A 26,088-nucleotide genomic window follows, 5' to 3' on the forward strand; every position below is an offset into this window, starting at 1 on the left:
TCACCGCGGCGAGTGCGCTAGGCGGGCTTCGGCCCCACTGCGCGCGAGGCGATGATGCCCAGCTCGTAGAGCAGGCACATCGGGATGGCCAGCATCAGCTGCGAGACCACGTCCGGCGGGGTGAGCACCGCGGCCAGGATGAAGATGCCGACGATGGCATAGCCGCGGCCTTCGCTCAGCTGCTTGGGGCTGACCCAGCCCAGGAGTACCAGGATCACCAGTGCCACCGGTAGCTCAAAGCTCGCACCGAAGGCGAAGAAGATCGCCAGCACGAAATCCAGGTAGGAATTGGCGTCCGGCGTAATGGCGATCACGTCCGGCTTGAACGTGGTCAAAAAGTGGAACACCGCCGGCAACACCAGGAAGTACGCAAACGCGCAGCCGATGTAGAACAGCGCCACCGCCGAAGCCAGCAACGGGAATGCGAGTTTCTTTTCGCGCTGGTACAGGCCCGGCGCCACGAAGGCCCAGGCCTGGTACAACAGCCACGGCACGCTGACGAACACCGCCACGAAGAAGGTCAGCTTGAGCGGTGCGAAGAACGCGCCGGCCGGGTTCATCGCGATCATCGTCTGTCCCAGCGGCAGCTGCGAAATCAGCGGCGCGGCCAGCCACGAATAGATCGCCCGCGAGAACGGCAGCAACGCCAGCAGCACCACGCCCAGGCCGATCAGGGCGCGCACCAGGCGCGCGCGCAGTTCGACCAGATGCTCGATCAGACTGCTTTCGGCCTGTGCGTCGTCGAACAGGCTCACGGCTGTTTCTCCTGGATCTTGCGTAGCTCGGTCGGCTCGCTCGGCGCTTTCAGCGTGCTCGGCTCCAGCGGCGTGGTGGTGGCCGGCGTCTGCGCCTGCGCGCTGGTGCTGCTGAGATGCGCGGCATGCGGCGCCGGCACCACGGTGTCGTGCGGGGCCGGTACCAAGGTTTGATGGGGCGCCGGCGCAATCGGCTGGGCCTGGGCAATGGCCGGTGCGGCCTCACGGTCGGCCGCATCCGCAGTGCCCGCTGCCGACGTGGCAGTTGCCTCGGCAGACAGATCCGCGTGCGCCAGCTCCAGCGGTGTCGCCACTGGTGTGGCCGCGCTGCGGATATCGATATCGCGCCCCACCTCGTCGTGCAGCGCGCGGGCGCCCTGCTCCAGATGCTGCTGCTTGTTGCGCAGCTGGTCTTCGGCTTCGCGCAGTGAGGCCTGCACATCCTGCAGGCTGCGCTTGAGCTCTTCGGCTTCCAGCTCGCGCTCCAGTTCCTGCTTGACCGAATCCCACTGCATGCGCGCGCGGCGCACCCACAGTCCGGCAAACCGGGCCGCCTTGGGCAGGCGCTCGGGACCGAGCACCACCAGGGCGACGATCGCAATCAGCGTCAGTTCGCCAACACCTATGTCAAACACCGACGCCGCTCCGGATCAACGCGCGTCGCGATCGCGCTCGGCCTGCGCCTCACGTGCCTGCTCGGCCGTGCGGGTGTCGTCCCCGAGCTTGCCGGCCGGCTTATCGTCGTCGTGCATGCCTTTCTTGAATTCCTTGACCGCGCTACCGAGATCCTTGGCACCGCTGGTGAGCCGCTTGGTACCGAACACCAGCAACACGATCACCAGCACGATCAGCCAGTGCCAAATGCTGAAACCGCCCATGATCTGCTCGCTTGCTGAAGAAGAAGGAAGACGCAGGATACCCCAGCGCACCGCGCAGGGGGATGACAGCCTGTCAGCGGTTGCCGTCCAGCGATTCGGTACGGATTTCGCCATCGGACACCGGCTGGAAGCCCTGCTGCGGCGGTGGCGTCGTGCTGGGCTGCATCGGCACGGTGCTGGCCTCGTTCACCGCTGGCGGCGGCGTGGTGGTCGCCTGTGGCGGCGGCGGCGTTGCCGGACGCGGCGCGCTGGCCCCGTCGTCGGCGCTGCCATCGGTACCGCGATTGGCGCGTGCGGTGTAGGTCGCCTCTTCCAGGCGGTCGCGGAAGGCGATCACGTCGGTGGAGGCACGCTCGTTGGTGCGGCCTTCAAAGATCATGCGCGGGGTGGCGCCGCCACCGTAGGCGTTGAGGTCGGCGGCATCGTCGATCTGCAGCACCGCACCGTCCAGCGCCACGCCGGCGAACAGGCCACGGGCGCGCGACCACGACCAGATTTCGGCCTTGAGCTGGCCGTCGGTGGCGGCGGCGGCATTGCGGCCGACCGGGCCGGCGGCCACGCCGGCATCGGCACCGAGGGTGAACTTGCCGTTGACGATGTTGTCCAGGCTGCGGTCGTTGCGGAACACCAGCACCACGTCGGAAGACTGCACGCCGGCCTGGAAGCCGATGCTGCCGCCGGTGAGCTTGACGAACACCGGCTGCGACCAGCTGCCGTCGGCATTCTTCATCGACATCAGGCCATGCCCGCGCCGGCCGCCGATCACCAGCCCGGCCTTGAGCGTGTCGGGGATGACCACGATGGCGCGCGCCTCGTCGAGCAGCTTGTCCGGGATCGCCTGCTCGGGGATCTTCATGATCTCGTTGAGCACGCGCACCGCGTTACGCGCGCGCTGGTCCTCTTCCGGGCCGGCGACGGCATGGCCGGCGGCGAAGGTCAGCGACAACAACAGGGCCAGGCGCGACAGACGAGGCATGACAAGCTCCAGAGGACAATCCGTCAAAGATAGCAATGGCGCGACGTTAGTGGTGGCGCAATGAATCGGTGGTGAGCGCAACCGGGGGCAGAGGCGGTCAATGGCGGCGATCGATGCGCTGTCCTCGGCAGCAATGCTGCGCTCTGCCAGAATGGTGCGCATGAACACCACCCCCGATACCGCCCTGCTGGTTGTCAATCTCGGCACCCCCGAGTCGCCCACCGCCCCGGCCGTGCGCCGTTACCTGGCCGAGTTCCTCAGCGACCGCCGCGTGGTCGCGATCCCGCCGCTGTTCTGGAAGCCGCTGCTGTACGGGGTGATCCTGCCGATCCGCGGGCCCAAGTCGGCCGAGAAATACGCCAAGGTCTGGCTGCCGGACGGCTCGCCGCTGGCGGTGTACACGCGCCGCCTGGCCGAGGGCCTGAAAGAGGTGATGCCGGACTGGCACGTGGAGTGGGCCATGCGCTATGGCGCCCCGGCGCTGCGCAAGACGCTGGATGGCCTGCGCGCGCGCGGCATCAGGCGCATCGTGGTGCTGCCGCTGTATCCGCAGTATTCCACCACCACCACCGCCTCGATCCAGGACGTGATCGATGCCTGGCGCCCGAGCGCGCCGGAGATCGCGGTGGAGGTGATCCAGGACTATTGCGAAGACGCCGGCTGGGTCGCGGCGATCGCCGATTCGATCCGCGCGCACTGGCAGGCGCATGGGCGCAGCGAGAAGCTGATGTTCTCCTTCCACGGCCTGCCGCAGCGCGTGGCCAATGCCGGCGACCCGTATCCGCAGCAATGCGAGCGCAGCGCGCAGGCCATCGTGACCGCGCTCGGCCTGGGCGCGGACGAATGGCAGATGGGCTACCAGTCGCGCTTCGGTTCGGAACGCTGGCTGCAGCCGTACGCTGAGCCGACCTTGTGGAAACTGGCCGAAGGCGGCGTGCGCAGCTTCGACCTGGTCTGCCCGGGTTTTGCCACCGACTGCCTGGAAACCCTGGAAGAAGTGGCGCTGGGCTTTGCCGAAACGCTGGCCGAACGCGGCGCCACGCTCAGCTATATCCCCTGCCTCAACGCCAGCCCGGCACACGCTCAGGCACTGGCCGCAGTGGCGCGACGCGCGTGAGGTTGGAGCCGTTTGCGTGCGACCTGGCGATCGGCCGGGTCACCGGGCTGCGCAATACCGAACGTGGCCCGCGCCGGGTGCTGGCGCTGCATGGCTGGCTCGACAATGCCGCCAGCTTCCTGCCGCTGAGCGCGCATCTGCACGCGCAGGACCTGGATCTGGTGTTGCTGGATCTGCCCGGCCACGGCCATAGCGCGTGGTTGCCGACCGGCGCCGAATACACGCTCAGCAGCGCGATCGCGATTCTGCTGCAGGTGGCCGATGATCTGGGCTGGGAGCGCTTCAGCGTGCTCGGCCACTCGCTGGGCGGCGGCGTCGCCAGCCTGCTGGCCGCTGCGGCGCCGGAACGCGTCGAGGCACTGATCGCGATCGAGGCCTTGGGCGCGCTGGCCGAGCCGGTCGAGAGCACCGCCACCCGCCTGCGCGATGCGGTGGCGTCGGCACGCACGCTGGCGCAGCGGCCGTTGCGGGTGTTTCCGTCGATGGAGATGCCGGTGCGTGCACGCATGATGGCCAACCAGCTCGCCGAACCGGCCGCGCGGCTGCTGGTGGAGCGCGGGGTCTGCGCGGTCGAAGGCGGCTATAGCTGGTGCAGCGACCCGCGCCTGACCTTGCCCACCGCCATCCGCATGACCGAAGCGCAGATCGACGTATTGCTGGCCTCCATCGCCTGCCCGACCCAGGCCATCTTCGCCACGCCGGCGCAGGTGTACTTCCCAGATGCATTGCGCGATCACCGGGTGGCGCTGATGCGCGATGCACGCCTGCAGTTGTTGCCCGGCACCCACCATGTGCACATGGAAGCACCGGACGCGGTGGCGGCGGTGATCAACGGATTCCTGGCGTCGTTGCCGCCGCCGCACGCGTGATGCGTGGAATGCGTGCATGCGTCCTGCGCGATGCCACGGCGTTGACGTTCGTGCTTGCCTTGCATGCGACAGCAGATCTCAGTGCCGGCAGCACCGGCAGGTAGCGCCAGCGATGCCAACTGCATCGCAACGACCCGCCTCACTCCACCTGCAACAACCGCCGCAGTTGCGCCTTGAGCTGGCGGCCGTGCTCGTGGAAATAGCTGCGCTCGTCGCGCCAGGCGGGGAAGCGTTGTTCCACCTCGGCCCAGAACGCCGGCGAGTGGTTGGCCTGCAGCAGGTGGCAGAGCTCGTGCACCAGCACGTATTCGAACGCGGGCGGGCGGCCGAGCACCAGCGCCAGATCCAGCGCCATCGAGCCATCCGGTGCCAGCGAGCCCCACTGCGAGGACATCACCTTCAGCCGCACCCGCGCCGGGGCGCGCGGCAGGCCGGGTAGATAGCTCGGCAACCAGCGGCCAACATCGGCGCGCGCCTGCGCTTCGTAGAATTCCTTCAGCGTGCGGCGCAAACCTGCATCGCCCAGGCGAGTCGGCACATGGAACTGTGCGCCATCATCGGTGACCTCGATGCGTGCGTAGCGCCCGTCGTGCCAGCTCAGCGGCAACAAGGCACCGCGTAACGGCAGCAGCCCCGGCACGCCACGCTCCAGCGCCGGAAACGCATCGACCTGCTGATAACGCGACAACTGCGTGCTCAGCCAGTCCAGATGCGCCTGCAGAAAGCGTTCGCCGGCCACCAGGCTTGCGCGCAGTGGCAAGGTCAGCCGCGCGCCGCGTTCGTCCACACTGAGCTTGATGCGCCGCGCACGCGGGTCGCGCACGCGCAGCACCGCAATCTCGCGCCCGTCCAGCTGCAGGCGCAGGCAATCGCGTTCGACAACCTGCGGGGCGGGCGCGATAAGGCGGCGGACGGGCTTGAACATGGGCACAGGATAGCGCTGCGATGTGTCAGGTGGTGAGACGAAGCGATTGATGCATTCGATGTTGGCAAGACTTCTTTGAGCGACTGGCAAACGACGCTGCCCATCGCCAGGTGGGCGCAGCCGACGTCGCTAGATCTGCGGCCTGGTTGCAGGGCCCTTGCCCGCCCAGCACGGCCGAGTCTCTGTGCTTGGGGCGTCGTACTGGATAGCGCGAATGAAAAAGCTGCAGAGCGGCGGATCGGCGACTTGGCTGCAAGGTCCTTGCCCGCCCACCATCGCGGGACACGCCGCAAGTACGTCCTTGTAGGCTCTTACGCGGCATCCGTGCCGCGTAAGGTCCCGCGACGGTAGGCGGGCAAGGACCAATCGAGATGCTCGGTACGCATGGCTTTTAACAAAACAGCCAGCAAACTTTCTGGTGCGGTGCCCTCACCGATTGCGGGACCGTGTGGCGGCATGGATGCCGCCACCGAGCCCCCAGGGACGGGTTCACGGCGTGTCCCGCGAGCGGTGAGGGCACCGCGCTCTCGACTCACCTGGCTTTGATTGTTGATCTGCGACTTGGTTGCAGGGCCCCTGCCCGCCCACCATCGCGGGACACGCCGCAAGTACGTCCTTGTAGGCTCTTACGCGACGGTAGGCGGGCAAGGACCATCGGAGATGGTCGGTGTGCATGTTTGCAAGCAGGTAAGACGCGTGTTGTTCGGATCGTTGTGCATGCGATCAGCTTTCCCTCAAGCCGAGCAGCGGACAGGCTTTCAGCACGCAACCTGCAAACTTTTCAATGCCTGACGCAGCTCAGCCGGACAACACGCTTTCAAGAAAGCAGCCGACCAACTGACTGGTGCGGAGTCCTTACCGGTTGCGGGACCCTTGGCGGCATGGATGCCGCCAAGGAGACTCCACGAACGGATGCACGGCGTGGCCCGCGAGCGGTGAGGGCACTGCGCACTCGACTCACCGGGCGTTTGACTCGAGCATCGATCGCGACGACACGACGCCACCGTTCGACCGTTGCGCTTACTCGGCCTTGCTCAGCTTCAACGCGGTTTCCAGCAGCAGGAACAGGCGCCGGATTTCGGCGCTCATCAGCGCGAAGCGGGCGTCGAGTTCGGCGCGTGCGCCGTCGTCTTCGCTGTGTTCTAGCTGGTCCAGTGCGCCATCGAGGAACTTGAGCTTGCGGATCACCAGATCGTCGCCGAGCACGAACGACAGATTGTCGTCCAGCACCAGCGCCAGCTTGGTGACCTGTTTGCCGGCTTCCAGGTGCTTGTCGATCTCGTCGCCGCGCAGTTCCTGGTGCTGGCACTTGACCACCGCGCCGCCTTCGATCGGGTCCTTCATCTCGCACTCTTCGCCCAGGCTCAGGCCTTCGGGCAAGGGTTCGCCGGCGATCCAGCCGGTGAGGATGGCGCGCGGTGCGACTTCGGCATTCAACGGCAATGCCGGGAAGCTGCCGAGCGCGCCGCGGATCTCGCTCATCACGTTCTCGCCGCTCTTGCGGCTGGAGCTGTTGACCGCGATGTAGCCGTGCTGCAGGTCCAGGATGGCATCGGTGCGCGAGCTCTTGACGAAGGCGCGCGGCAACAGCTCATGGATCAGGTCGTCCTTCAGGCGCTTGCGCGCCTTGCCGCCGGGGCGACGGCCTTCCTTCTCTTCGATCTCGGCGACCTTGCGCTCGAGCAGGTCGTTGACCACCGCGCCGGGCAGGATCTTGTCCTCGCCACCGACGGTGAGCCAGAGGAAATCTTCCAGACGGTGCGAGAGCACTTCCTGCTCGTCGCGGCCGAACGGGGAGATGAAACCGCGCGAGCTCATTTCCAGCGGGCCGACCGGCTTGAGCTGCACTTGCGGCAGCAGCGTGTCGATCTCGGAGAAATCCAGCGTGGTCGGGAAACGGAACAAAGTGAGATTACGAAAGAACATGCGTCGGACCGAAGAGGAGGAAGAAACGGGGAGGGTGGAAAGACTGCCGGCGCCGCGATGGCCGCGTCAGTCGCTGTCGTGTGCGCTGGCGCCGGCGGCGAGCCAGGCGCTGGAATCGGGATCGGGAACGGGCGGTGCTGCATCGCCAGTGCGGCCCAGCGCCAGGAAATCGAACAGGGTGCGGTCGGCCAGTTGCTCGGGCCGCACATCGCCCAGCGCGCGGGCGATCTGCTCGACCCGCCCGGGCTGCTCGCGGTCCCACTGCTGCAGCATCCGCCCGACCTGCTGGCGCTGCAGGTTATGTTGGCTACCGCACAGGTTGCACGGAATGATCGGGAACTGGCGCGCCTGCGCGTAGGCGGCGATATCGGCTTCGCGCACGTAGGCCAGCGGGCGGATCACCACATGCGCGCCGTCGTCGCTGCGCAGCTTGGGCGCCATCGCCGCGAGCCGGGCGTGGTGGAACAGATTCATGAAGAACGTGGCCACGATGTCGTCGCGATGGTGGCCAAGCGCGATCTTGGTCACGCCATGCGCCTGCGCATAGGCATACAGCGCGCCGCGCCGCAGCCGCGAGCACAATGAACACATGGTCTTGCCGGCCGGAATCACCCGGCTGACCACCGAATAGGTGTCCTGCTCGACGATGTCGAACGGTACATCCAGCCCGCGCAGGTAAGTGGGCAGCACCTGCGCGGGGAAGTCGGGCTGCTTCTGGTCCAGATTGACCGCCACCAGGGTGAACGGCACCGGTGCCTTGCGCTGCAACTGCAGCAGCATGTCCAGCAAGGTGTAGCTGTCCTTGCCGCCGGACAGGCAGACCATGATCTTGTCGCCGGGGGCGATCATGCCGAAGTCGGCAATCGCCTGGCCCACCTGGCGCTGCAGGCGTTTGCCCAGGCGCAGCTGCTCACGCTGCAACCGCTGGCGCGGGTCGCGCGGCGCGGGGTCGGCCAGGGGTTGCGGCAGCGGCAGGACAGCGGTCATAAGCCGGCCATTGTAGCTGCCCGGCGCGCGGCGGGCCGGCGCCGGGCGTGCGCGGCTGAACGGGCGGTCAGCCGCTTGCGGGCGGGGTGTCCGGCGCTGGTTTGGCGGTGCCGGGGCGCTGGCGAGCCGATCACGGCTAACGGTGTGCCGCAGGTGTTTGGGGCAGCGCACATCTCGCAGCGCAGCAAGCCTTTCGGCGCCGGGCTGGGTAAAGTCGGGCAGACCGCTTCACTCGGGATCGGCATGGCATCTTCAGCTTCGCTCCATCGCGCGGCTTTTTTCGGTCGCGATTGTGGTAGCGCTAACATTCTGCGCGGCGCGGGTCAGGCCCTGCGCCGGCGTCCGTCACCGACGCTGATTGAGAGTGCGCGCCGGTGGCGGCGGTGACGGCCTGCATGCGCGATCGCTGCGCTGCGTGGCTGGTCATTCGCGTTCGACACCTTTCCCTTCTCCCCTCGCCTCTCTGCAGGAGTTCCACCCCATGAGCAACACCGTTTACATCGGCGCCAAGGAATATTTTCCCGGTATCGGCAAGATCGGCTTCGAAGGCCGCGACTCGGACAACCCGCTGGCGTTCAAGGTCTACGACGCCAACAAGCAGGTCGGCGACAAGACCATGGCCGAGCATCTGCGCTTTGCCGTGGCCTACTGGCACAGCTTCTGCGGCAACGGCGCCGATCCGTTCGGCCCGGGCACGCGCGCGTACCCGTGGGATATCGGCAACACCGCGTTGAATCGTGCCGAAGCCAAGGCCGATGCCGCGTTCGAGTTCTTCACCAAGCTCGGCGTGCCGTACTACTGCTTCCACGACATCGACCTGTCGCCCGATGCCGACGACATCGGCGAGTACCAGAGCAACCTCAAGCACATGGTCGGCATTGCCAAGCAGCGCCAGGCCGATACCGGCATCAAGCTGTTGTGGGGCACCGCCAACCTGTTCTCGCACCCGCGTTACATGAATGGTGCGTCGACCAATCCTGATTTCAATGTCGTCGCGCGTGCGGCGGTGCAGGTCAAGGCCGCGATCGATGCCACCGTGGAATTGGGCGGCGAGAACTACGTGTTCTGGGGCGGCCGCGAAGGCTATGCCTGCCTGCACAACACCCAGATGAAGCGCGAGCAGGACAACATGGCGCGCTTTTTGACCCTGGCACGCGACTACGGCCGCGCGATCGGCTTCACCGGCAACTTCCTGATCGAGCCCAAGCCGATGGAGCCGATGAAGCACCAGTACGACTTCGACAGCGCCACGGTGATCGGCTTCCTGCGCCAGCACGGCCTGGATCAGGACTTCAAGCTCAACATCGAAGCCAACCACGCCACGCTGTCCGGCCACAGCTTCGAGCACGACCTGCAGGTGGCATCCGATGCCGGCCTGCTGGGCAGCATCGATGCCAACCGCGGCAACCCGCAGAACGGCTGGGATACCGACCAGTTCCCGACCGACCTGTACGACACCGTCGGCGCGATGCTGGTGGTGCTGCGCCAGGGCGGGCTGGCACCGGGCGGCTTGAACTTCGACGCCAAGGTGCGCCGCGAGTCGTCCGACCCGCAGGATCTGTTCCTGGCGCATATCGGCGGCATGGACGCGTTCGCACGCGGGCTGGAAGTGGCCAATGCGCTGCTGACCTCCTCGCCGCTGGAGCAGTGGCGCGCCGAGCGTTACGCCAGCTTCGACAGCGGCGCGGGCGCGGACTTCGCCAACGGCAGCAGCACGCTGGTGGATCTGGCCAAGTACGCCGCCGGCAACGAACCCAAGCAGCTCAGCGGCCGTCAGGAAGCCTACGAGAACCTGATCAACCAGTATCTGACGCGTTGATGTTGTGCCGATGGTCGCCTGCACGTGCAGGCGACCGCCGGCGGCCTGCGCGCAGAACCGCGTGCAGCGTCATGGCTGTTCCGTTGCATCCGGCGCCGCCGGTGCGGCCACCGAATCCCGCTTGACCAGCAGGTGCGCGACCACATGATCGACCATCTTCGCCGTGCGCTCCTTGGCGCGAATCGTCTTCAACAGGATATCCAGCGCAGCGTCGGCCATGGCGGCGATGGGCTGCTGCACGGTGGTGAGTTCGGGCCATACCGCAGTGGCAGCGGAGGTGTCGTCGAAGCCGACCACCGACAGATCGCGCGGCACATCCAGCCCGCGCCGATGCGCGACCGAGATCGCGGCGGCGGCCATGTCGTCGTTGCTGGCGAAGATGGCGCTGGGGCGGCGTTTGCGCGCCAGCAGTTTTTCCGCAGCGACCAGGCCGGATTTGTAGGTGTAGTCGCCCGGTTGCACCAGATGCCGGTCCAGCCGCAGGCCCGCATCGGCCAACGCGGCCTGGAACCCCTCGAAGCGACGCGTGCTGGCAGACAGGTTGGGATGCCCGGCGATGTAACCGATACGCGTGTGGCCCTGCGCGATCAGATGCTCGGTGATTTCCTTGGCGGCGGCGAATTCGTCGATGCGCACACAGGCCACATCCGGGCTGAAATGGTTGGAGGCGATCGCCACCACAGGCACCTTGGCGCGCACCAGTTCCAGTACCGCGGCCTTGGATTCGCACAGCGGCGGCGGCAGGATCACGCCGGCCACGCCCTTGGCGAGCTTGCGTGCGGCACGGCGTTCGGCGTCGGCATCCAGGTCGTCCCAGCAATCGATCACCAGCTGGATCGGCGTGCGCGAGGCAACCCGCAACACGCCCAGCAGCAACTCACGCAGGTAGGCGCCGCTGGGATCGCTGTAGATCAACGCAATGCGCGTGCTCTGCGCGGCGGCCAGGGCACTGGCCGCCAGGTTGGGCGTGTAGCCCAGCTTGTCGACCGCGCGCAGCACGCGTGCACGGGTGGCATCGCGCACGCTGCCGTTGTTGTTGACCACGCGCGAGACCGTCATCGGCGAGACCTTCGCCAGCGCCGCCACCTCGTCGATGGTGGTCGCGCGGCTGGTGCGGCGGACCGATTTCCTGACCTTCTCCAAGCGTGGCCTCTTCAAGTGGGTGGCGAACCTGCACGATGCACACAACCCGCTGCAGTAACGCAAGCGCCGACTGCGTGCATGACGATGCGACGCATGGTACCGGGAAGCAGGCAGAGCGGCGATACACCGCGGCGTGCGGTGATGTCGCTGGAGCATGCCGCATGAGCGCGCGTGTAATGCGGCGCTGCGGCGCGTATTGCGCTGCGTTGGCGCAGCCGTGGTGGCTGGCGCTGACGTTGCTGTGCGGATTGATGCTGGCCAGTGCCGGCGCGCGGGCCGAGGATGGCTACGATTTATGGTTGCGCTACCACCCGCTGGCCAACGCGGCGCAGTTGCGTGGCAGCGCAAGCGAACTGATCGTCGCCGGTGACTCGCCGACGTTGCAGGCTGCACGTGAGGAATTGCAGCGCGGACTGTCGGGCCTGCTTGGTGCTCCGCCGCAGTCGTCCGCCAATGTCACGCGCGATGGGGCGATCTTGCTGGGCGCGTCCGCCGCGCCGCAGATCGCGGCGTTGCAGCTGCAGACCACCGGCCTGGGCCGCGAGGGCTATCTGATCCGCAGTGTCAGCGTGGACGGGCATCGCACCATCGCCATCGTCGGCGGCAGCGATGTCGGCGCGCTGTATGGGGCATTCCACTTCCTGCGCCTGCTGCAGACCGGCCAGTCGCTGGCCGCGCTGGACCTGCGCGAGTCGCCGCGACTGCAGCTGCGCATGCTCAACCATTGGGACAACCTGGACGGGGTGGTCGAACGCGGCTACGCCGGCGCCTCGTTATGGAACTGGCAAACCCTGCCGGGTTACCTGGATCCGCGCTACACCGACTACGCGCGCGCCAATGCATCGCTGGGCATCAACGGCAGCGTGCTCAACAACGTCAACGCCAAGGCGTGGAGCCTGACGCCGCAGTATCTGGACAAGGCGGCAGCACTGGCAAAGGTGTTTCGCCCTTACGGCATTCGCGTGTTTCTCAGCGCGCGCTTCAGCGCGCCGATCGAGATCGGCGGTTTGACGACCGCCGACCCGCTGGATCCACAGGTACGCCAGTGGTGGCGCGACACCGCCGACCAGATCTACGCACGCATTCCGGACTTCGGCGGTTTTCTGGTCAAGGCCAACTCCGAAGGCCAGCCCGGCCCGCAGGACTACGGGCGCAGCCATGCCGATGGCGCCAATCTGCTGGCCGACGCGCTGGCGCCGCACGGCGGGGTGGTGATGTGGCGCGCGTTCGTCTATTCGCATGAGCAGCCGGACGATCGCGCCAAGCAGGCGTACAGCGAGTTCCTACCGCTGGATGGCCAGTTCCGCGACAACGTGATCGTGCAGGTCAAGAACGGGGCGATCGACTTCCAGCCGCGCGAGCCGTTCCATCCGCTGTTCGGTGCGATGCACAAGACGCCGTTGATGCCGGAGTTCCAGATCACCAAGGAGTATCTGGGCTTTTCCACCCATCTGGCCTATCTGGGCACGCTGTTCGCCGAAACCCTGCAGGCAGACACCTATGCGCGCGGCAAGGGCTCGACCGTTGCCAGAACCGTGGATGGCACGCTCTTCAACGATGCCAGACGCACGCGCCTGACCGGCATTGCCGGGGTGGCCAACATCGGTGCGGACCGCAACTGGAGCGGCTCGATCTTCGATCAGGCCAACTGGTATGCGTACGGGCGGCTGGCGTGGAACCCGCAATTTTCACCGCAGGTGATCGCGCAGGAGTGGGCACGCATGACCTTCTCCAACGATGCTGACGTGGTGACGCCCGTGGTCGACATGATGCTGCGCTCGCGCGAGGCAGTGGTGGACTACATGACCCCGCTCGGCCTGCATCACCTCATGGGGCGCGGCCATCACTACGGCCCGGCCCCCTGGGATGCGGGCAGCGAGCGCCCGGACTGGGACCCGGTCTACTACCACCGCGCCGATCGCGACGGCATCGGTTTCAATCGCAGTACCAGCGGCAGCAATGCGGTGGCGCAATACGCCAAGCCGGTGGCGCGCGTGTTCGGCGATGTGCAGCGCGTGCCGGAGCATTACCTGCTGTGGTTCCACCATGTGTCCTGGGAGCACCGCATGGCCTCCGGGCGGCCGCTGTGGGACGAGCTGGTATGGCATTACGACCATGGCGTGGACGAGGTGCGTGCAATGCGAACCACTTGGCAAAACCTCGCCGGCAGGATCGATCCACCGCGTTACCAGCAGGTGGCCAGCTTCCTGGCGATCCAGCAGGACGAAGCGCAGTGGTGGCGCGATGCCAGCATCGCCTACTTCCAACGCGTGTCCGGGCGGCCGTTGCCAGCCGGCACGGCGCCGCCGGCGCATCCGTTGGCCTATTACCAGGCTTTGAAGTTTCCTTATGCACCGGGGAATCCGAAATGAGCGCGCGCCTCTCGACGGTCATCATGGCAACGCTCTGCGCAGCGCTGCTGCCGCGCCTGGCGCAGGCGGCCGACGCGCCGCTGCTGCATGCGCTGTTTCAGGAGCATGTGGTGTTGCAGCGCGATGCGCCGATCCGCGTGTGGGGCGATGCACCCCCTGGTGCGCGCGTGAGCGTACAACTGGATGCGCAGCAGGTGCAGGCACGCGCAGATCGACAAGGCCGCTGGGAAGCACGCCTGCCCGCGCACGCCGCGGGCGGCCCGTACACCTTGAGCGCACGCACCAACACGGGCGTGACGCAGCAGGTCAACGACGTGCTGATCGGCGATGTGTGGCTGTGCTCAGGCCAATCCAATATGGAATTGCAGGTGCATCGCACCCTGGATTCACGCAGCGAGATTGCCGATGCCGACAACCCGCGCATCCGCATGTTCAAGGTGCCGGCGCAGTCCAGCCCGACGCCGCAGCGCCGCTTCGGTGGCGCTGCGGCGTGGCAGCGCACCACGCCGGAGACGGTGAAGGAGTTTTCTGCGGCCTGCTATTACTTCGCGCGTGAGTTGCAGAAGACCGTCAATGTGCCGATGGGCCTGATCAACGCCTCCTGGGGCGGCTCGCAACTGCAGGCCTGGATCGGCGAGAAGGCACTGCGCGCTGCCGGCGACGATGGCCCGGCGCTGGATGTGCTGGCGCGTTACGCACGCGACCCGGTGGATGCCGCGCCGCATTGGGGCGCGCTGTGGGAGGCCTGGTGGCATGCGCACGGCGAAGGCGAGCCCTGGCAGGCGGATGCGCCCGGCGCCTGGCAAACCGCACCGGCGGCATTGGGCGCGTGGGACGACTGGGGCGTGCCGCAGCTGGTCGGCTTCAACGGCATGGTCTGGTACCGCACCAGCGTGGAGCTGACGCCGGCGCAGGCCGCGCAGGACGCCAGCTTGTTGCTCGGGCCGGTGGACGAGCTGGACCAGACCTGGGTCAACGGGCGCGGTGTGGGCAGCAGTTACGGCGCCGACCAGCCGCGTCGCTACAGCGTGCCGCGCGGGCGCCTGCATGCCGGGCGCAACAGCATCGTGCTCAATGTGCTCAACACCTATCGGCGCGGTGGGCTGCTGGGCGATGCGCAATCGCGTGCGCTGCAGTTCGCCGATGGCAGCACGCTGCCACTGGATGCGCCCTGGCAGTACCGCATCGTGCCGCCGCAACTGGGCTCGCCACCGCGCGCGCCGTGGTCGTCGGCGGCCGGGCTGACCACCTTGTACAACGGCATGATCGCCCCGCTCGGCCAGCTCGGCCTGCGTGGGGTGCTGTGGTACCAGGGCGAATCCAATGCCGGTGATGCGGTGCATTACCCAGCCTTGCTCGCTGCATGGCAACGCGATTGGCGGCAGCGCTTCGGTGCGCAGTTGCCACTGCTGATCGTGCAGCTGGCCAACTATGGCGCGCCGCCCACCCAGCCGGTCGACAGCGGCTGGGCGCAGCTGCGCGAGGCGCAACGCCGCTTCGTCGCCAACGATGCGCATGCGGGCCTGGCGGTGACGATCGACATCGGCGACCGCTACGACATCCATCCGGCCAACAAGCAGGAACTGGGACGGCGCCTGGCGCGTGTGGCGCGGCAAGTGGTGTACGGCGAGGCGCTTGCGCCCTCCGGTCCGGTGCCGCGCAGCGCGCAACGCGAAGGCGAAGGCGAAGGCGAAGGCGAAGGCGACAGCGTGCGCATCGCCTTCGACGATGTGGACACCGCCTTGCTCAGCTATGGCGCCGATGCGCCAATCGGCTTCGAGCTGTGCGGCGCCGCGTCCAACAGCTGCCGCTATGCCGTTGCCAGCTTGCACGACCACGCCATCAGCCTGCGTGTTCCCTCCGGCCTGGCCGTCACGCGCGTGCGCTACTGCTGGGCCGACAGCCCGGTATGCACCTTGTACGACCGCAGCGGCCTGCCGGCCGGCCCGTTCGAACTCCCCCTCACTGCCGCCACTTCTCCCTGAGCGAGACCACGATGTCACAGACTCCCGACTCCCCTGCTCCGCTGCAAGGCTCGGCCCGCGATCGCGAGATCGTCGAGGCGCGCGTCATCGTCACCTGCCCGGGCCGCAACTTCGTCACCCTGAAGATCCGCACCCGCTCGGGCATCACCGGGCTGGGCGATGCCACGCTCAATGGCCGCGAACTGGCGGTGGCGGCGTACCTGCAGGAACACCTGGTGCCGAACCTGATCGGCCGCGATGCCGGCCGTATCGAAGACATCTGGCAATTCTTCTACCGCGGTGCGTACTGGCGGCGCGGCCCTGTGACGATGAGCGCAATCGCCGCGGTGGACGTGGCCTTGTGGGACATCCTGGGCAAGATGGCCGGCCTGCCGCTATACCAGCTGCTGGGCGGGCGCTCGCGCGAGGGCGCGCTGGTCTACGGCCATGCCAATGGCCGCGATATCGCCGAAACCAGCGATGAGGTGGGCCGCTTCCGCGAGCTCGGTTTCATCGCCATCCGCGCGCAGTGCGGCGTGCCCGGCATCAAGAAGACCTACGGCATTTCCAGCGGCGGCAAACCGTATGAGCCGGCAGAGAGCGAATTGCCGACCGAAACGGTGTGGTCCACACCACGCTATCTCGGCGTGGTGCCGAAATTGTTCGAGCAATTGCGCAGCGATCATGGCGACGAGATCGAACTGCTGCATGATGCCCACCACCGGCTCACCCCGATCGAGGCCGCGCGGCTGGGCCGCGACCTGGAACCGTACCGGCTGTTCTGGCTGGAAGACGCCACCCCTGCAGAAAACCAGCGCGCGTTCGAAGTGATCCGCCAGCACACGGTCACCCCCTTGGCGGTAGGCGAGGTGTTCAATTCGCTGTGGGATTGCAAGCACCTGATCGAGCAGCAACTGATCGACTACATCCGCACCACGATTGTCCACGCCGGCGGCATCACCCATGTGCGCCGGCTGGCCGATTTCGCCGCGCTGCATCAGGTGCGCACCGGCTTCCACGGCGCCACCGATCTGTCGCCGGTGTGCATGGGCGCGGCATTGCACTTCGACACCTGGGTGCCCAACTTCGGCATCCAGGAATACATGTTCCACTCCGACGAGGCCAACGCGGTGTTTCCGCACGATTACGTATTCCGCGATGGCCGCCTGCATTGCGGCGAAACACCCGGGCATGGCGTGGACATCGACGAAGCCCTGGCCGCGAAGTATCCCTACGTGCCCAAGCAGTTGCCGATCGCGCGGCTGGAAGACGGTGCGATGTGGGACTGGTGATGCGCTGGCTGCCGGCCGCGCTTGCGGCACTGCTGCTTGCGGTGGCCGCGCCTGCGCGCGTGCAGGCGCAAGCACACGCCGATGTCGCCTTCGACTGGTTCGAGTATCGCGGCGACGATGCGGTGTTCGCCACGCCATTGCCACCCGGCCACTACCGCAACCCGGTGCTGGCCGGGTTCTACCCGGACCCCAGCGTGACACGCGTGGGCGAGCGCTACTACCTGGTCAACTCCACGTTCGCGTATTTCCCGGCGATCCCGGTGTTCGAAAGTACCGACCTGGTGCACTGGACGCAGATCGGCAATGTGGTCGAGCGCCGCGAACAGCTCGACTACGACGGGCTGGGCGTGTCGCGTGGCATGTTCGCTGCCAGCATCCGTCATCATGCCGGGCGTTTCTATGTCGTAGGCACCTCGGTCGACAGCGGTGGCAACTTCATCGCCAGCGTCCGCAATCCCGCCGGCCCATGGTCGCCACTGACGTGGTTGCCGGGCATCGACGGCATCGACCCGTCGCTGTTCTTCGATACCGACGGCAGCGCCTATCTGCTCAACAACGGCCCGCCGGAAGGCACGCCGTTGTACGAAGGCCACCGCGCGATCTGGATGCAGCGCTTCGACCTCGCCAGCAATCAACCGGTCGGCCCGCGCAAGGTGTTGCTCAACGGTGGGGTGGATCTGGCCAGCAAGCCGATCTGGATCGAAGGCCCGCATCTGTATCAACGCGACGGTTGGTACTACCTCTCGTGTGCCGAAGGCGGCACCGGGCCGCAGCATTCGCAGGTGGTGCTGCGCAGCCGCACTGTGTGGGGGCCGTTTGAGGCCTCGCCGCACAATCCGATCCTGACCCAACGCGACCTGCCGGCCGGGCGCGCACACCCGGTCAGCAATGCCGGGCATGTGGATCTGGTGGACACACCGGACGGGCAATGGTGGGCGGTGTTCCTGGCCAGCCGCCCGTATGCGGGCGAACGCTACAACACCGGGCGCGAAACCTTCCTGCTGCCAGTGCACTGGCGCGATGGCTGGCCGTCGATCCTGCCGGCCGGCGAGCCGATTCCGTCTGTCGCACAGAGCCCGCGTGGCGCCAAGACACCGGCCGATCAAGCGCCGTTGTCGGGCAACTTCACCTGGCGTGACGACTTCGCCGGCACCTCGCTGCAGCGCGAATGGCTATCTCTGCGTGTGCCCAAACATGAGGTAGCCGATCTAAGCGCACGCACCGGTTGGCTGACCCTCCATGCCAGTGCGCAAGGGTTGGATAGCACCGCCACACCCGCCTTCCTCGCGCGGCGCCAGCAACACACGCGCTTTGCCGCAAGCACCGCGTTGGCGGTGCCCACGCAGGCCGGCGTCAGCGCCGGGCTTGCGGTCTTGCAGAATTCCAACGCGTGGTATGCGCTGGGCGTCCGACGCGACGGCGATGCGCTGGACGTCTTCCTCGACAAGCGCGAGGGCGCAAGAACCACCACGCTCGCACGCACCCGCGTCCCCGCAACGGCGCAGCTACGCCTGCAGATCAGCGGCGACGGCGGCGCGTACAGCTTCGCCTTCGATGCCGATGGGCGCGGCTGGCAATCGCTACATCGCAACGACGATGCGGGCATGCTCAGCACCGCACAGGCCGGCGGCTTCGTCGGCAGCATGATCGGGCCGTTTGCCCAGCTGGAACCGCACCGCACCCAGGAGGACTGACCATGCATTCGCACCCCGCCCACCGCGCCACCTCCCCGCGTCGCCCATGTGCGCGCGGCTTATTGCTGGCGATGGCGCTGGCCGCCACCGGCACGCAGGCCGCAACGCCGCCGCCGTATCTGGACACCCAACGCCCGTTCGACGCACGTGCGGCCGACCTGGTGTCGCGCATGACGCTGGAAGAAAAGGCCGCGCAGATGCAGAACGCCGCCCCGGCGATCCCGCGCCTGCAGGTGCCCGAATACGATTGGTGGAACGAAGCGCTGCACGGCGTGGCGCGTGCCGGCGGCGCCACCGTGTTTCCGCAGGCGATCGGCCTGGCTGCTACGTTCGATACCCCGTTGATGGCCGAGGTGGCCACCGCCATCAGCGACGAAGCGCGCGCCAAGCACCACGCCTTCCTGGCGCGCGGCGAGCACAAGCGCTACCAGGGACTCACCTTCTGGTCGCCCAACATCAACATCTTCCGCGATCCACGCTGGGGCCGCGGGCAGGAAACCTATGGCGAAGACCCGTTTCTGACCGCACGCATGGGCGTGACCTTCGTGCAGGGCCTGCAGGCGCAGCAAGGGCCGTACCGCAAGCTCGATGCCACCGCCAAGCACTTCGCCGTGCACAGCGGCCCGGAGGCCGACCGTCATCACTTCGACGTGCATCCCAGCGAGCGCGATCTCCATGAAACCTATCTGCCTGCGTTCCAGGCCCTGGTGCAGGAAGGCAAGGTCGCCGCAGTGATGGGCGCCTACAACCGCGTCAATGGCGAATCCGCCTCGGCCAGCACGCGGCTGGAAGGCATCCTGCGCCGCGACTGGGGCTTCGATGGTTACATCGTCAGCGACTGCGCCGCCATCCGCGATATCTGGCAGAACCACAAGATCGTGCCCACGCCCGAGGCCGCCGCCGCGCTCGGCGTCAAGCACGGCACCGACCTGGATTGCGGCGACACCTATGCCGCGTTGCCGGCGGCGGTGCGTGCCGGCTTGATCGACGAGGCCAGCATCGACACCGCGCTCAAGCGGCTGATGACCTCGCGCATGCGGCTGGGCATGTTCGACCCGCCGGCCAGGGTGCCGTGGGCGCAGATTCCTGCGGCGGTCAATCAATCGCCAGAGCACGATGCACTGGCCCGCCGCACCGCGCGCGAATCGCTGGTGCTGCTGAAGAACGACGGCCTGCTGCCGCTCAAACCCACGCTCAAGCGCATCGCCGTGATCGGCCCCACCGCCGACGACCCGATGTCGCTGCTGGGCAATTACTACGGCACGCCGGCCGCGCCAGTCACCATCCTGCAAGGCATCCGCGACGCCGCACCGCAGGCGCAGGTGGTCTACGCGCGCGGCAGCGACCTGGTGGAAGGGCGCGAAGACCCCAATGCCGCGGCACCGATCGACACCCGCTATCTGCGCCCGGCGCCAGATGCCAAGCAGAACGGCCTCACCGGAGACTACTTCCGTGGACGTGCGTTGGCCGGCCAGCCGGTGCTGACCCGCATCGATCCGCGCGTCGCCTTCCGCTGGGACCGCAATGCGCCCACCGACGATGCCGTCGGCCGCGGTGAACTGCAGGCCGACCGTGCGCTGGCCAAGGACGACTTCAGCGTGCGCTGGCATGGCCAGCTGCTGCCGCCGGTGTCGGGCACCTACGAGCTGCAGATTGCCGCCGACGATGGCGTGCGCCTGTTTCTGGACGGCAAGCTGCTCATCGATCAATGGAGCGAGGCCCCGCGCATGCGCGGCGGCAATGCCAGCGTCGCGCTGGAAGCGGGCAAGGCCTACGACCTGCGCGTGGAATACTTCGAGGCCACACGCGATGCCGGCGTGCGTCTGGCCTGGCGCATGCCCGGCGCCAAACCGCCGCTGCAGGAAGCGGTGGACGCCGCACGCAACGCCGAGGTGGTGGTGTTCGTCGGTGGCCTCACCGGCGATGTCGAAGGCGAGGAGATGGACGTCAACTATCCCGGTTTTGCCGGCGGCGACCGCACCGACACCCGCCTGCCCAAACCGCAGCGCGAATTGCTGCAGGCACTGCAGGCCACCGGCACGCCGGTGGTTGCGGTGCTGACCACCGGCTCGGCGCTGGCGATCGACTGGGCGCAGCACCACGTGCCCGCCATCCTGCTGGCCTGGTACCCCGGCCAACGCGGCGGCAGCGCGGTCGGCGATGTGCTGTTCGGCCAGGCCAGTCCCGGCGGCCGCCTACCGATCACCTTCTACAAGGACGACGAGCGCCTGCCCGCCTTCGACGATTACGCCATGCGCGGCCGCACCTATCGCTACTTCGCCGGCAAGCCGCTGTACCCGTTTGGCCACGGCCTGTCGTACACGCAATTCGCCTATTCGGATCTACGCCTTGATCGCACCACGGTTGCAGCCGATGGCACGCTCACGGCCACGGTCACGCTGAAGAACACCGGCCAACGCGCAGGCGATGAAGTGGTGCAGCTGTATCTGCATCCGCTCAGGCCGCAACGCGAACGTGCCATCAAGGAACTGCGCGGCTTCCAGCGCATCACCCTGCAACCCGGCGAGCAACGGCAGCTGCGCTTCACCCTCAAGGCGCAAGACGCCTTGCGCATCTACGACGAGCAGCGCAAGGCCTACGCAGTGGATCCAGGCGACTACGAAGTACAGATCGGCGCTTCCAGCGCAGACATCCGCAGCACACAACGCTTTACCGTCACCGACAAGTAGCAGCCGTTGACACCCTCGCCATGCGGACGTGGGCGAAGAACCCACTCAGCCGCGATTGCTCTAAGCCCCTCTCGCCGGGGCGAAGAGGCACCGCTTGCGCGCCACTGGCGCGCGTGCCTTGGAGCGCCCGCGTCGCAAGACGTGGGCCGGGGCGCAGAGCGGGGGTTGGGGTGAGGGTACGGCCACAGGCGAACTTGCAGCACCCCCACGATTCCAAACAAAAACCCATGCCAATTCCAACGCTCTCCATCGCAACACTCGCGCACCTACCAACTACCGTCCTCACTCCCAGCTACGACCCCAAACAGACCACCATCGGCATCGTCCATCTAGGCGCAGGCGCCTTCCACCGTGCCCACCAGGCCGTCTACATCGATGACCTGCTCGCGCAGGACCCCAGCTGGGCCATCTGCGCCGTCTCGCTACACAGCCCAACGGTGCGCGACGCCCTACGCCCACAGGACGGCCTCTACACCCTCGCCCTGCTCGACGAACACCCGCAGCTACGCATCATCGGCGCCATCCGCGAGGTGCTGTGCGCCGCCGACGAACAAACCGCCGTGCTCGCGCGCCTGGCCGATCCCGCCGTGCGCCTGGTCACCCTCACCGTCACTGAAAAAGGCTATTGTCTGGCCGGCGACACGCTCGACCTCGCCCATCCCGACATCGCGCACGACATCGCACATCCCGCAACGCCGCGCAGCGCCATCGGCTATCTGGTCGCCGGCCTGCAACAACGCAGGCAGCAGGGCAGCGCACCGTTCACCGTGCTCAGCTGCGACAACCTGCAAGACAACGGCCACCTGCTACGCCGCGCAGTCTTGCGGCTCGCCCAGCAAACCGATCCCGCGCTTGCGGCATGGATCGACCGGCACGTCACCTTCCCGCGCTCAATGGTCGACAGCATCACCCCCGCCACCGACGACGCACTGCGCGCCAACGTACAAGCGCAAACCGGTCTGCACGACGCCTGGCCGATCCAGCGCGAGCGCTACAGCCAGTGGGTGATCGAAGACCGCTTCTGCAACGGCCGCCCCGCCTTCGAAAACGCAGGGGTGATTCTCAGCGACGATATCGCCGGCTATGCACGCGCCAAACTGCGCCTGCTCAACGGCCCGCACTCCGCACTCGCCTATCTCGGCAGCCTGCTCGATCTGGAAACCGTCGCCGACGCCATGCGCCACACGCAACTGGCCTCCTTTGTCGAAACCCTGATGCGCGAGGACATCGCCCCCACCCTGCAGCGCATGCCGGTCTTCGACCCACAGCAGTACATCGACGCCGTCCTCGCCCGCTTCCGCAACCCCGCCATCCGCCACCTGCTCGCCCAGATCGCCTGGGACGGCTCGCAAAAGATTCCGGTGCGTCTGCTCGGCGTCATCAGCGATGCATTGGACGCCGGGCGACGGATCGACCGGCTCTGCCTTCCAGTAGCGGCATGGCTGCAGTTCGTGCGCAGGCAGGCGGCCAACGGCGTGGCCCTGGTCGATCCACTGAGCGAGGTCCTCAGCGACATCGCCCATTCGACCACCGGCAATGCCAGCCATGACATCGCGGCATTCCTCACCGTGGATGCGGTGTTCGCTGCGCTCTCTGGCGATGCGTGTTTTGTGGAGGCACTGCGCGCTGCCTATGCTGCGCTGGGCACTGCAACACCATCAGAGATACAGCTGGCAATCGATGCACGGTGATGCACGGCATACGCATCGCCGGCTGACACCGCATGCCAGAAAGGCCCGATGTCCGCATGGTGCGATGTCGGGCAGCGTGTATATCGTGCCACCTGGTCGATGGCCTGCTCCGGATATGCAGGTAAGCAAATGTAGCGGGCGATTGGACGCCTAGCTACCGATTACCTGTCCAATCCTGATCAGATTGCCGCTCTCATCGACAAGCGCAAATTCCCGCATGCCCCAGGGCTTGTCGCTGACAGCATCGAGCCTGGGGATGCCGTGCGCCGGAAGCTGCGCGGCACGCATGGCGGCGTAGACCGCATCGACATCGCCAACCCGGATATAGCAGCCCGCATAGCAGGCCGCAGGATCCAGGTCCGGGTGTGCGAAGAAATGCAGCTCCACCTCGCCACGCGTCAGGATCGCGTAGCCCGCATCATGCGGGTGCGCGTCGCCGACAAAGCCCAGCCGCCGATAGAAGGCGACCGTGTGTTCGATCGAGCGACCGGGGAGCAGTGGAATCGCACGGTCTGGTGTTTCGGCAGTGGAAGTCATCGCTTTCTCATAGTGGGATAACGAAGCCGTCTTTGAGCACAACGATACGCCAGATACGAGGGATCGGTTGGGAGCCGTGCCGTGCTGTCTTGACTCGCTGTGTTGGCGAGTAGCAAGATCCCTGTGCTGCGGCACATTCCGCAGCCGGATTTGACAGTCCGAAACCACAAGGCGCACCAGCGCCCATTGCACGATGTCGGCGCTTTTTCTTTGCCCGATGTCATGCGTGGGGGCGTGCCCGCTCTATGGCGGGCGGTGTGCGGAGACCGAAAGGTCTGCCGGTACCTTGTGGCCGGTCTGTCAACCGCATACCGTCCGCCACCTCGATTGACAGCGATGCGGCGGACTTCCTATCGCACAAGGAGTTCGATATGACCCGTCCAAAAGCAACCGCCCGTGCACGCGCTGCATCGCCTTCCAGTCGATCTGTTGTGACACGCGCCAGATCCAAGCACCGCTCGGCCGCCAGCATGACCGACGCTGAGCCAGCGGTGGATCCATCGCTGGCGCCTACCCCGCCCTTGCGCAAGCCCGGCTTCCGCATTCCCGAGTGGGTCACCATGAGCTACCAGCACTACGACGTGCGGCGTGCCGAGGATGTCATCGGTTGTGCGGTGCCCAAGCTGCGTCTGTCCGGGCGCTGGCTGGAACACTGCGGTTTCGCAGTGGGTGATGCCTTGCGGGTAACGGCGGGACGCGGCGTGCTGTTGATCAGCCGCGTGGCGCCTGCGGTACCAGCGGTGAGATCGCGCCGCAGGTGACACGCCTTGGGGCGAGCGCCCTTGCCCAGCGCTTTGCGGTTCCTTCTCCCGTGCACGGGAGAAGGGACGCATTCTGCTCTTGTCTGGATTGCAGAAGGGAGTCCGGCTGTTCCTGTTTGCGCGTGAAAGCAGACGTGCCTGTTGCCGTGCGGAGCAGCAAAGCAAGGCTGCGTAGCGCAGGGGCTGTCAGCGGCAGAGAGCTTCTTGCCTGCAATGGCATCTGCACCACATCGCTCGACATGCCATGCTTGGCCTCACCTACGCCCCGCCCACGTTCGGACAGGTTCAAGCGCCACATGGCCATGCGCAAGAAACACGAGTTGCCGGAAAAACCCTGCATGCAATGCGGGCGGCCGTTTCGTTGGCGCAAGAAGTGGGAGCGCGTGTGGGACGAGGTGAGGTACTGCTCCGACCGTTGCCGTGGCGAGAGCAAGCGGACGCGTCCAACTCCGTGACCTACGCGGTGTGTTGATCGCCGATCGACAACACGCGCAACCCCATCGCCAAACCAGCGCACACTGACGCATACGCGTAGTGTTGGTGCGCGACATGCTTAGACTCTATCCGTCAGGCTGACGTCCATGCCGCCGCTTGAGCTAGCCACATCCGCACTGATTGGCGAATGTCAGTGGCAGACACATGGCATCTGATGGGTCACTGTCCTTCCGTATCGATGGAGTTCTCTGCATGAAAATGGCTGTCTTCAGCACGCGCCCTTACGACAAGCGCTTTCTCGATGAAGCGAAATTACGCCCCGGCATGCAATGTGCAGCCGAGTTCGTTTATTTCGAGGCATCGCTCGATCTGCAGACGGCAGCGTTGGCGCAGGGCTGCGAGGTGGTCTGCGTGTTCGTCAACGACCAGCTCGATGCGCCCGTGCTGCAGGCACTGCACGCGGCCGGTGTGCGCGCGGTGCTGCTGCGCTGTGCCGGTTTCAACAATGTGGATCTCGCTGCGGCCACCGCACTTGGGCTGTTCGTGGCACGCGTGCCGGCCTACTCGCCCGAAGCGGTGGCCGAGCACACCCTGGCGCTGGTCATGACGCTCAACCGCCAGACGCACCGCGCCTACAACCGCGTGCGCGAGGGCAACTTCATGCTCAATGGCCTGCTCGGCCGCACCTTGCACGGCAAGACGGTGGGCCTGATCGGGCTGGGCAAGATCGGGCTGGCGACTGCGCGTATCTTTCGGGGAATGGGCTGCGATGTGCTGGGCTTCGACCCTTATCCCACGCCTGGCTTCGATGCGCTCGGGCAGCGGGTGGAGCTGGAGACGCTGCTCGCCCGCTCGGACGTCGTCTCGCTGCACTGCCCGCTGACACCGGCGACGCAGCACCTGATCGATGACGCGGCGCTGGCGTCGATGAAGCCGGGTGCGATGCTGGTCAACACCTCGCGCGGTGGCTTGGTGGATACCGATGCGGTGATCCGCGCACTCAAGTCCCGCCAGCTCGGCCATCTGGCCATCGATGTCTACGAACAGGAAAGCGCGCTGTTCTTCCAGGACCGCTCGGGCGAGATCATCGACGATGAGGCGTTTCAGCGCCTGATGACCTTCCCCAATGTGCTGGTGACCGGGCACCAGGGGTTCTTCACCGCAGAGGCATTGCAGGAGATCTCAGACATCACCCTGCGCAACCTTGCCGATTTCGCTGCCGGTTCCCCATGCGCGAATCGTGTTCCGGCACCTTAG

General features: G+C 66.7%; 22 protein-coding genes. 13 read left to right on the forward strand and 9 right to left on the reverse strand.

What is annotated here, in order from left to right; translation table 11 throughout:
- Positions 1 to 17 precede the first annotated feature (17 nt).
- The 4 genes from tatC to KHN93_RS20695 form a co-directional block, all read right to left on the reverse strand.
- Positions 18 to 755 carry a twin-arginine translocase subunit TatC gene (gene tatC, locus KHN93_RS20680; RefSeq protein ID WP_016904254.1) on the reverse strand — a complete coding sequence of 246 codons (738 nt, stop codon included), beginning with the start codon at positions 753 to 755 and terminating at the stop codon, positions 18 to 20.
- A complete protein-coding gene (gene tatB / locus KHN93_RS20685; protein ID WP_211921284.1) occupies positions 752 to 1,390 on the reverse strand; it encodes a Sec-independent protein translocase protein TatB in 639 nt (212 codons plus the stop codon). Before tatB ends, tatC begins: the two co-directional genes overlap by 4 nt.
- 15 nt (positions 1,391 to 1,405) lie before the next feature.
- Positions 1,406 to 1,633 (reverse strand): Sec-independent protein translocase subunit TatA, encoded by a 228-nt coding sequence (gene tatA / locus KHN93_RS20690; protein ID WP_016904256.1) that lies wholly within the window; start codon positions 1,631 to 1,633, stop codon positions 1,406 to 1,408.
- A 73-nt stretch (positions 1,634 to 1,706) separates the two neighbouring features.
- On the reverse strand, positions 1,707 to 2,609 hold the full coding sequence (locus KHN93_RS20695) for a lipid-binding SYLF domain-containing protein (RefSeq protein ID WP_181105714.1): 903 nt from the start codon (positions 2,607 to 2,609) through the stop codon (positions 1,707 to 1,709).
- Positions 2,610 to 2,760: 151 nt separating this feature from the next.
- On the opposite strand from KHN93_RS20695, the gene hemH reads away from it, so the two are divergent.
- Both hemH and KHN93_RS20705 read left to right on the forward strand, forming a co-directional pair.
- A complete protein-coding gene (hemH, locus tag KHN93_RS20700; protein ID WP_039521260.1) occupies positions 2,761 to 3,726 on the forward strand; it encodes a ferrochelatase in 966 nt (321 codons plus the stop codon).
- A 2-nt stretch (positions 3,727 to 3,728) separates the two neighbouring features.
- Complete coding sequence (locus KHN93_RS20705) at positions 3,729 to 4,595, forward strand: alpha/beta fold hydrolase (RefSeq protein ID WP_212579694.1); 867 nt, start codon at positions 3,729 to 3,731, stop codon at positions 4,593 to 4,595.
- 139 nt (positions 4,596 to 4,734) lie between these two features.
- Here KHN93_RS20705 and KHN93_RS20710 read toward each other — a convergent pair whose 3' ends face one another.
- The 3 genes from KHN93_RS20710 to ttcA all read right to left on the reverse strand — a co-directional run bounded on the left by KHN93_RS20710 (position 4,735) and on the right by ttcA (position 8,433).
- A complete protein-coding gene (locus KHN93_RS20710) occupies positions 4,735 to 5,520 on the reverse strand; it encodes a YgjP family zinc-dependent metalloprotease (protein ID WP_211921286.1) in 786 nt (261 codons plus the stop codon).
- Positions 5,521 to 6,540: 1,020 nt separating this feature from the next.
- A complete protein-coding gene (locus KHN93_RS20715) occupies positions 6,541 to 7,446 on the reverse strand; it encodes a recombination-associated protein RdgC (RefSeq protein ID WP_007974628.1) in 906 nt (301 codons plus the stop codon).
- A gap of 66 nt (positions 7,447 to 7,512) precedes the next feature.
- Positions 7,513 to 8,433, reverse strand: a complete 921-nt coding sequence (ttcA, locus tag KHN93_RS20720) for a tRNA 2-thiocytidine(32) synthetase TtcA (RefSeq protein ID WP_211921288.1) — start codon at positions 8,431 to 8,433, stop codon at positions 7,513 to 7,515.
- Positions 8,434 to 8,914: 481 nt separating this feature from the next.
- On the opposite strand from ttcA, the gene xylA reads away from it, so the two are divergent.
- Positions 8,915 to 10,252 carry a xylose isomerase gene (gene xylA / locus KHN93_RS20725; protein ID WP_046342382.1) on the forward strand — a complete coding sequence of 446 codons (1,338 nt, stop codon included), beginning with the start codon at positions 8,915 to 8,917 and terminating at the stop codon, positions 10,250 to 10,252.
- Between the two features lie 69 nt (positions 10,253 to 10,321).
- On the opposite strand, the gene KHN93_RS20730 is transcribed toward xylA, so the two are convergent.
- Positions 10,322 to 11,338: a LacI family DNA-binding transcriptional regulator gene (locus tag KHN93_RS20730; RefSeq protein WP_228960737.1), complete on the reverse strand. Its 1,017-nt coding sequence runs from the start codon at positions 11,336 to 11,338 to the stop codon at positions 10,322 to 10,324.
- On the opposite strand from KHN93_RS20730, the gene KHN93_RS21635 reads away from it, so the two are divergent.
- The 7 genes from KHN93_RS21635 to KHN93_RS20760 all read left to right on the forward strand — a co-directional run bounded on the left by KHN93_RS21635 (position 11,289) and on the right by KHN93_RS20760 (position 23,098).
- Positions 11,289 to 11,453 (forward strand): hypothetical protein, encoded by a 165-nt coding sequence (locus tag KHN93_RS21635; protein ID WP_016903660.1) that lies wholly within the window; start codon positions 11,289 to 11,291, stop codon positions 11,451 to 11,453. The two genes, KHN93_RS20730 and KHN93_RS21635, sit on opposite strands and share 50 nt — an antisense overlap.
- A gap of 118 nt (positions 11,454 to 11,571) precedes the next feature.
- A complete protein-coding gene (locus KHN93_RS20735) occupies positions 11,572 to 13,767 on the forward strand; it encodes an alpha-glucuronidase family glycosyl hydrolase (protein WP_212579695.1) in 2,196 nt (731 codons plus the stop codon).
- Positions 13,764 to 15,752, forward strand: a complete 1,989-nt coding sequence (locus KHN93_RS20740; RefSeq protein ID WP_211921289.1) for a sialate O-acetylesterase — start codon at positions 13,764 to 13,766, stop codon at positions 15,750 to 15,752. The genes KHN93_RS20735 and KHN93_RS20740 overlap by 4 nt, the downstream gene beginning before the upstream one ends.
- 11 nt (positions 15,753 to 15,763) lie before the next feature.
- Positions 15,764 to 17,023, forward strand: a complete 1,260-nt coding sequence (manD, locus tag KHN93_RS20745) for a D-mannonate dehydratase ManD (RefSeq protein WP_211921291.1) — start codon at positions 15,764 to 15,766, stop codon at positions 17,021 to 17,023.
- Positions 17,023 to 18,717: a glycoside hydrolase family 43 protein gene (locus KHN93_RS20750; protein WP_211921293.1), complete on the forward strand. Its 1,695-nt coding sequence runs from the start codon at positions 17,023 to 17,025 to the stop codon at positions 18,715 to 18,717. Before manD ends, KHN93_RS20750 begins: the two co-directional genes overlap by 1 nt.
- Positions 18,718 to 18,719: 2 nt before the next feature.
- Positions 18,720 to 21,407: a glycoside hydrolase family 3 protein gene (locus KHN93_RS20755; protein WP_425600159.1), complete on the forward strand. Its 2,688-nt coding sequence runs from the start codon at positions 18,720 to 18,722 to the stop codon at positions 21,405 to 21,407.
- A gap of 227 nt (positions 21,408 to 21,634) precedes the next feature.
- Positions 21,635 to 23,098: a mannitol dehydrogenase family protein gene (locus tag KHN93_RS20760; protein WP_212579697.1), complete on the forward strand. Its 1,464-nt coding sequence runs from the start codon at positions 21,635 to 21,637 to the stop codon at positions 23,096 to 23,098.
- Positions 23,099 to 23,248: 150 nt separating this feature from the next.
- Here KHN93_RS20760 and KHN93_RS20765 read toward each other — a convergent pair whose 3' ends face one another.
- Positions 23,249 to 23,635, reverse strand: a complete 387-nt coding sequence (locus tag KHN93_RS20765) for a bleomycin resistance protein (protein WP_054591734.1) — start codon at positions 23,633 to 23,635, stop codon at positions 23,249 to 23,251.
- A 470-nt stretch (positions 23,636 to 24,105) separates the two neighbouring features.
- Between KHN93_RS20765 and KHN93_RS20770 the strand changes: the two genes are divergently transcribed.
- The 3 genes from KHN93_RS20770 to KHN93_RS20780 all read left to right on the forward strand — a co-directional run bounded on the left by KHN93_RS20770 (position 24,106) and on the right by KHN93_RS20780 (position 26,088).
- Positions 24,106 to 24,396, forward strand: a complete 291-nt coding sequence (locus KHN93_RS20770; protein ID WP_244812162.1) for a SymE family type I addiction module toxin — start codon at positions 24,106 to 24,108, stop codon at positions 24,394 to 24,396.
- A 296-nt stretch (positions 24,397 to 24,692) separates the two neighbouring features.
- Positions 24,693 to 24,851, forward strand: coding sequence for a DUF2256 domain-containing protein (locus KHN93_RS20775; protein ID WP_181141892.1), 159 nt, complete (start codon positions 24,693 to 24,695; stop codon positions 24,849 to 24,851).
- A gap of 232 nt (positions 24,852 to 25,083) precedes the next feature.
- Positions 25,084 to 26,088 (forward strand): 2-hydroxyacid dehydrogenase, encoded by a 1,005-nt coding sequence (locus KHN93_RS20780; RefSeq protein ID WP_104560296.1) that lies wholly within the window; start codon positions 25,084 to 25,086, stop codon positions 26,086 to 26,088.

This window comes from Xanthomonas arboricola pv. juglandis, from assembly GCF_905367715.1.
In the GTDB taxonomy this organism is placed as follows: domain Bacteria; phylum Pseudomonadota; class Gammaproteobacteria; order Xanthomonadales; family Xanthomonadaceae; genus Xanthomonas; species Xanthomonas arboricola.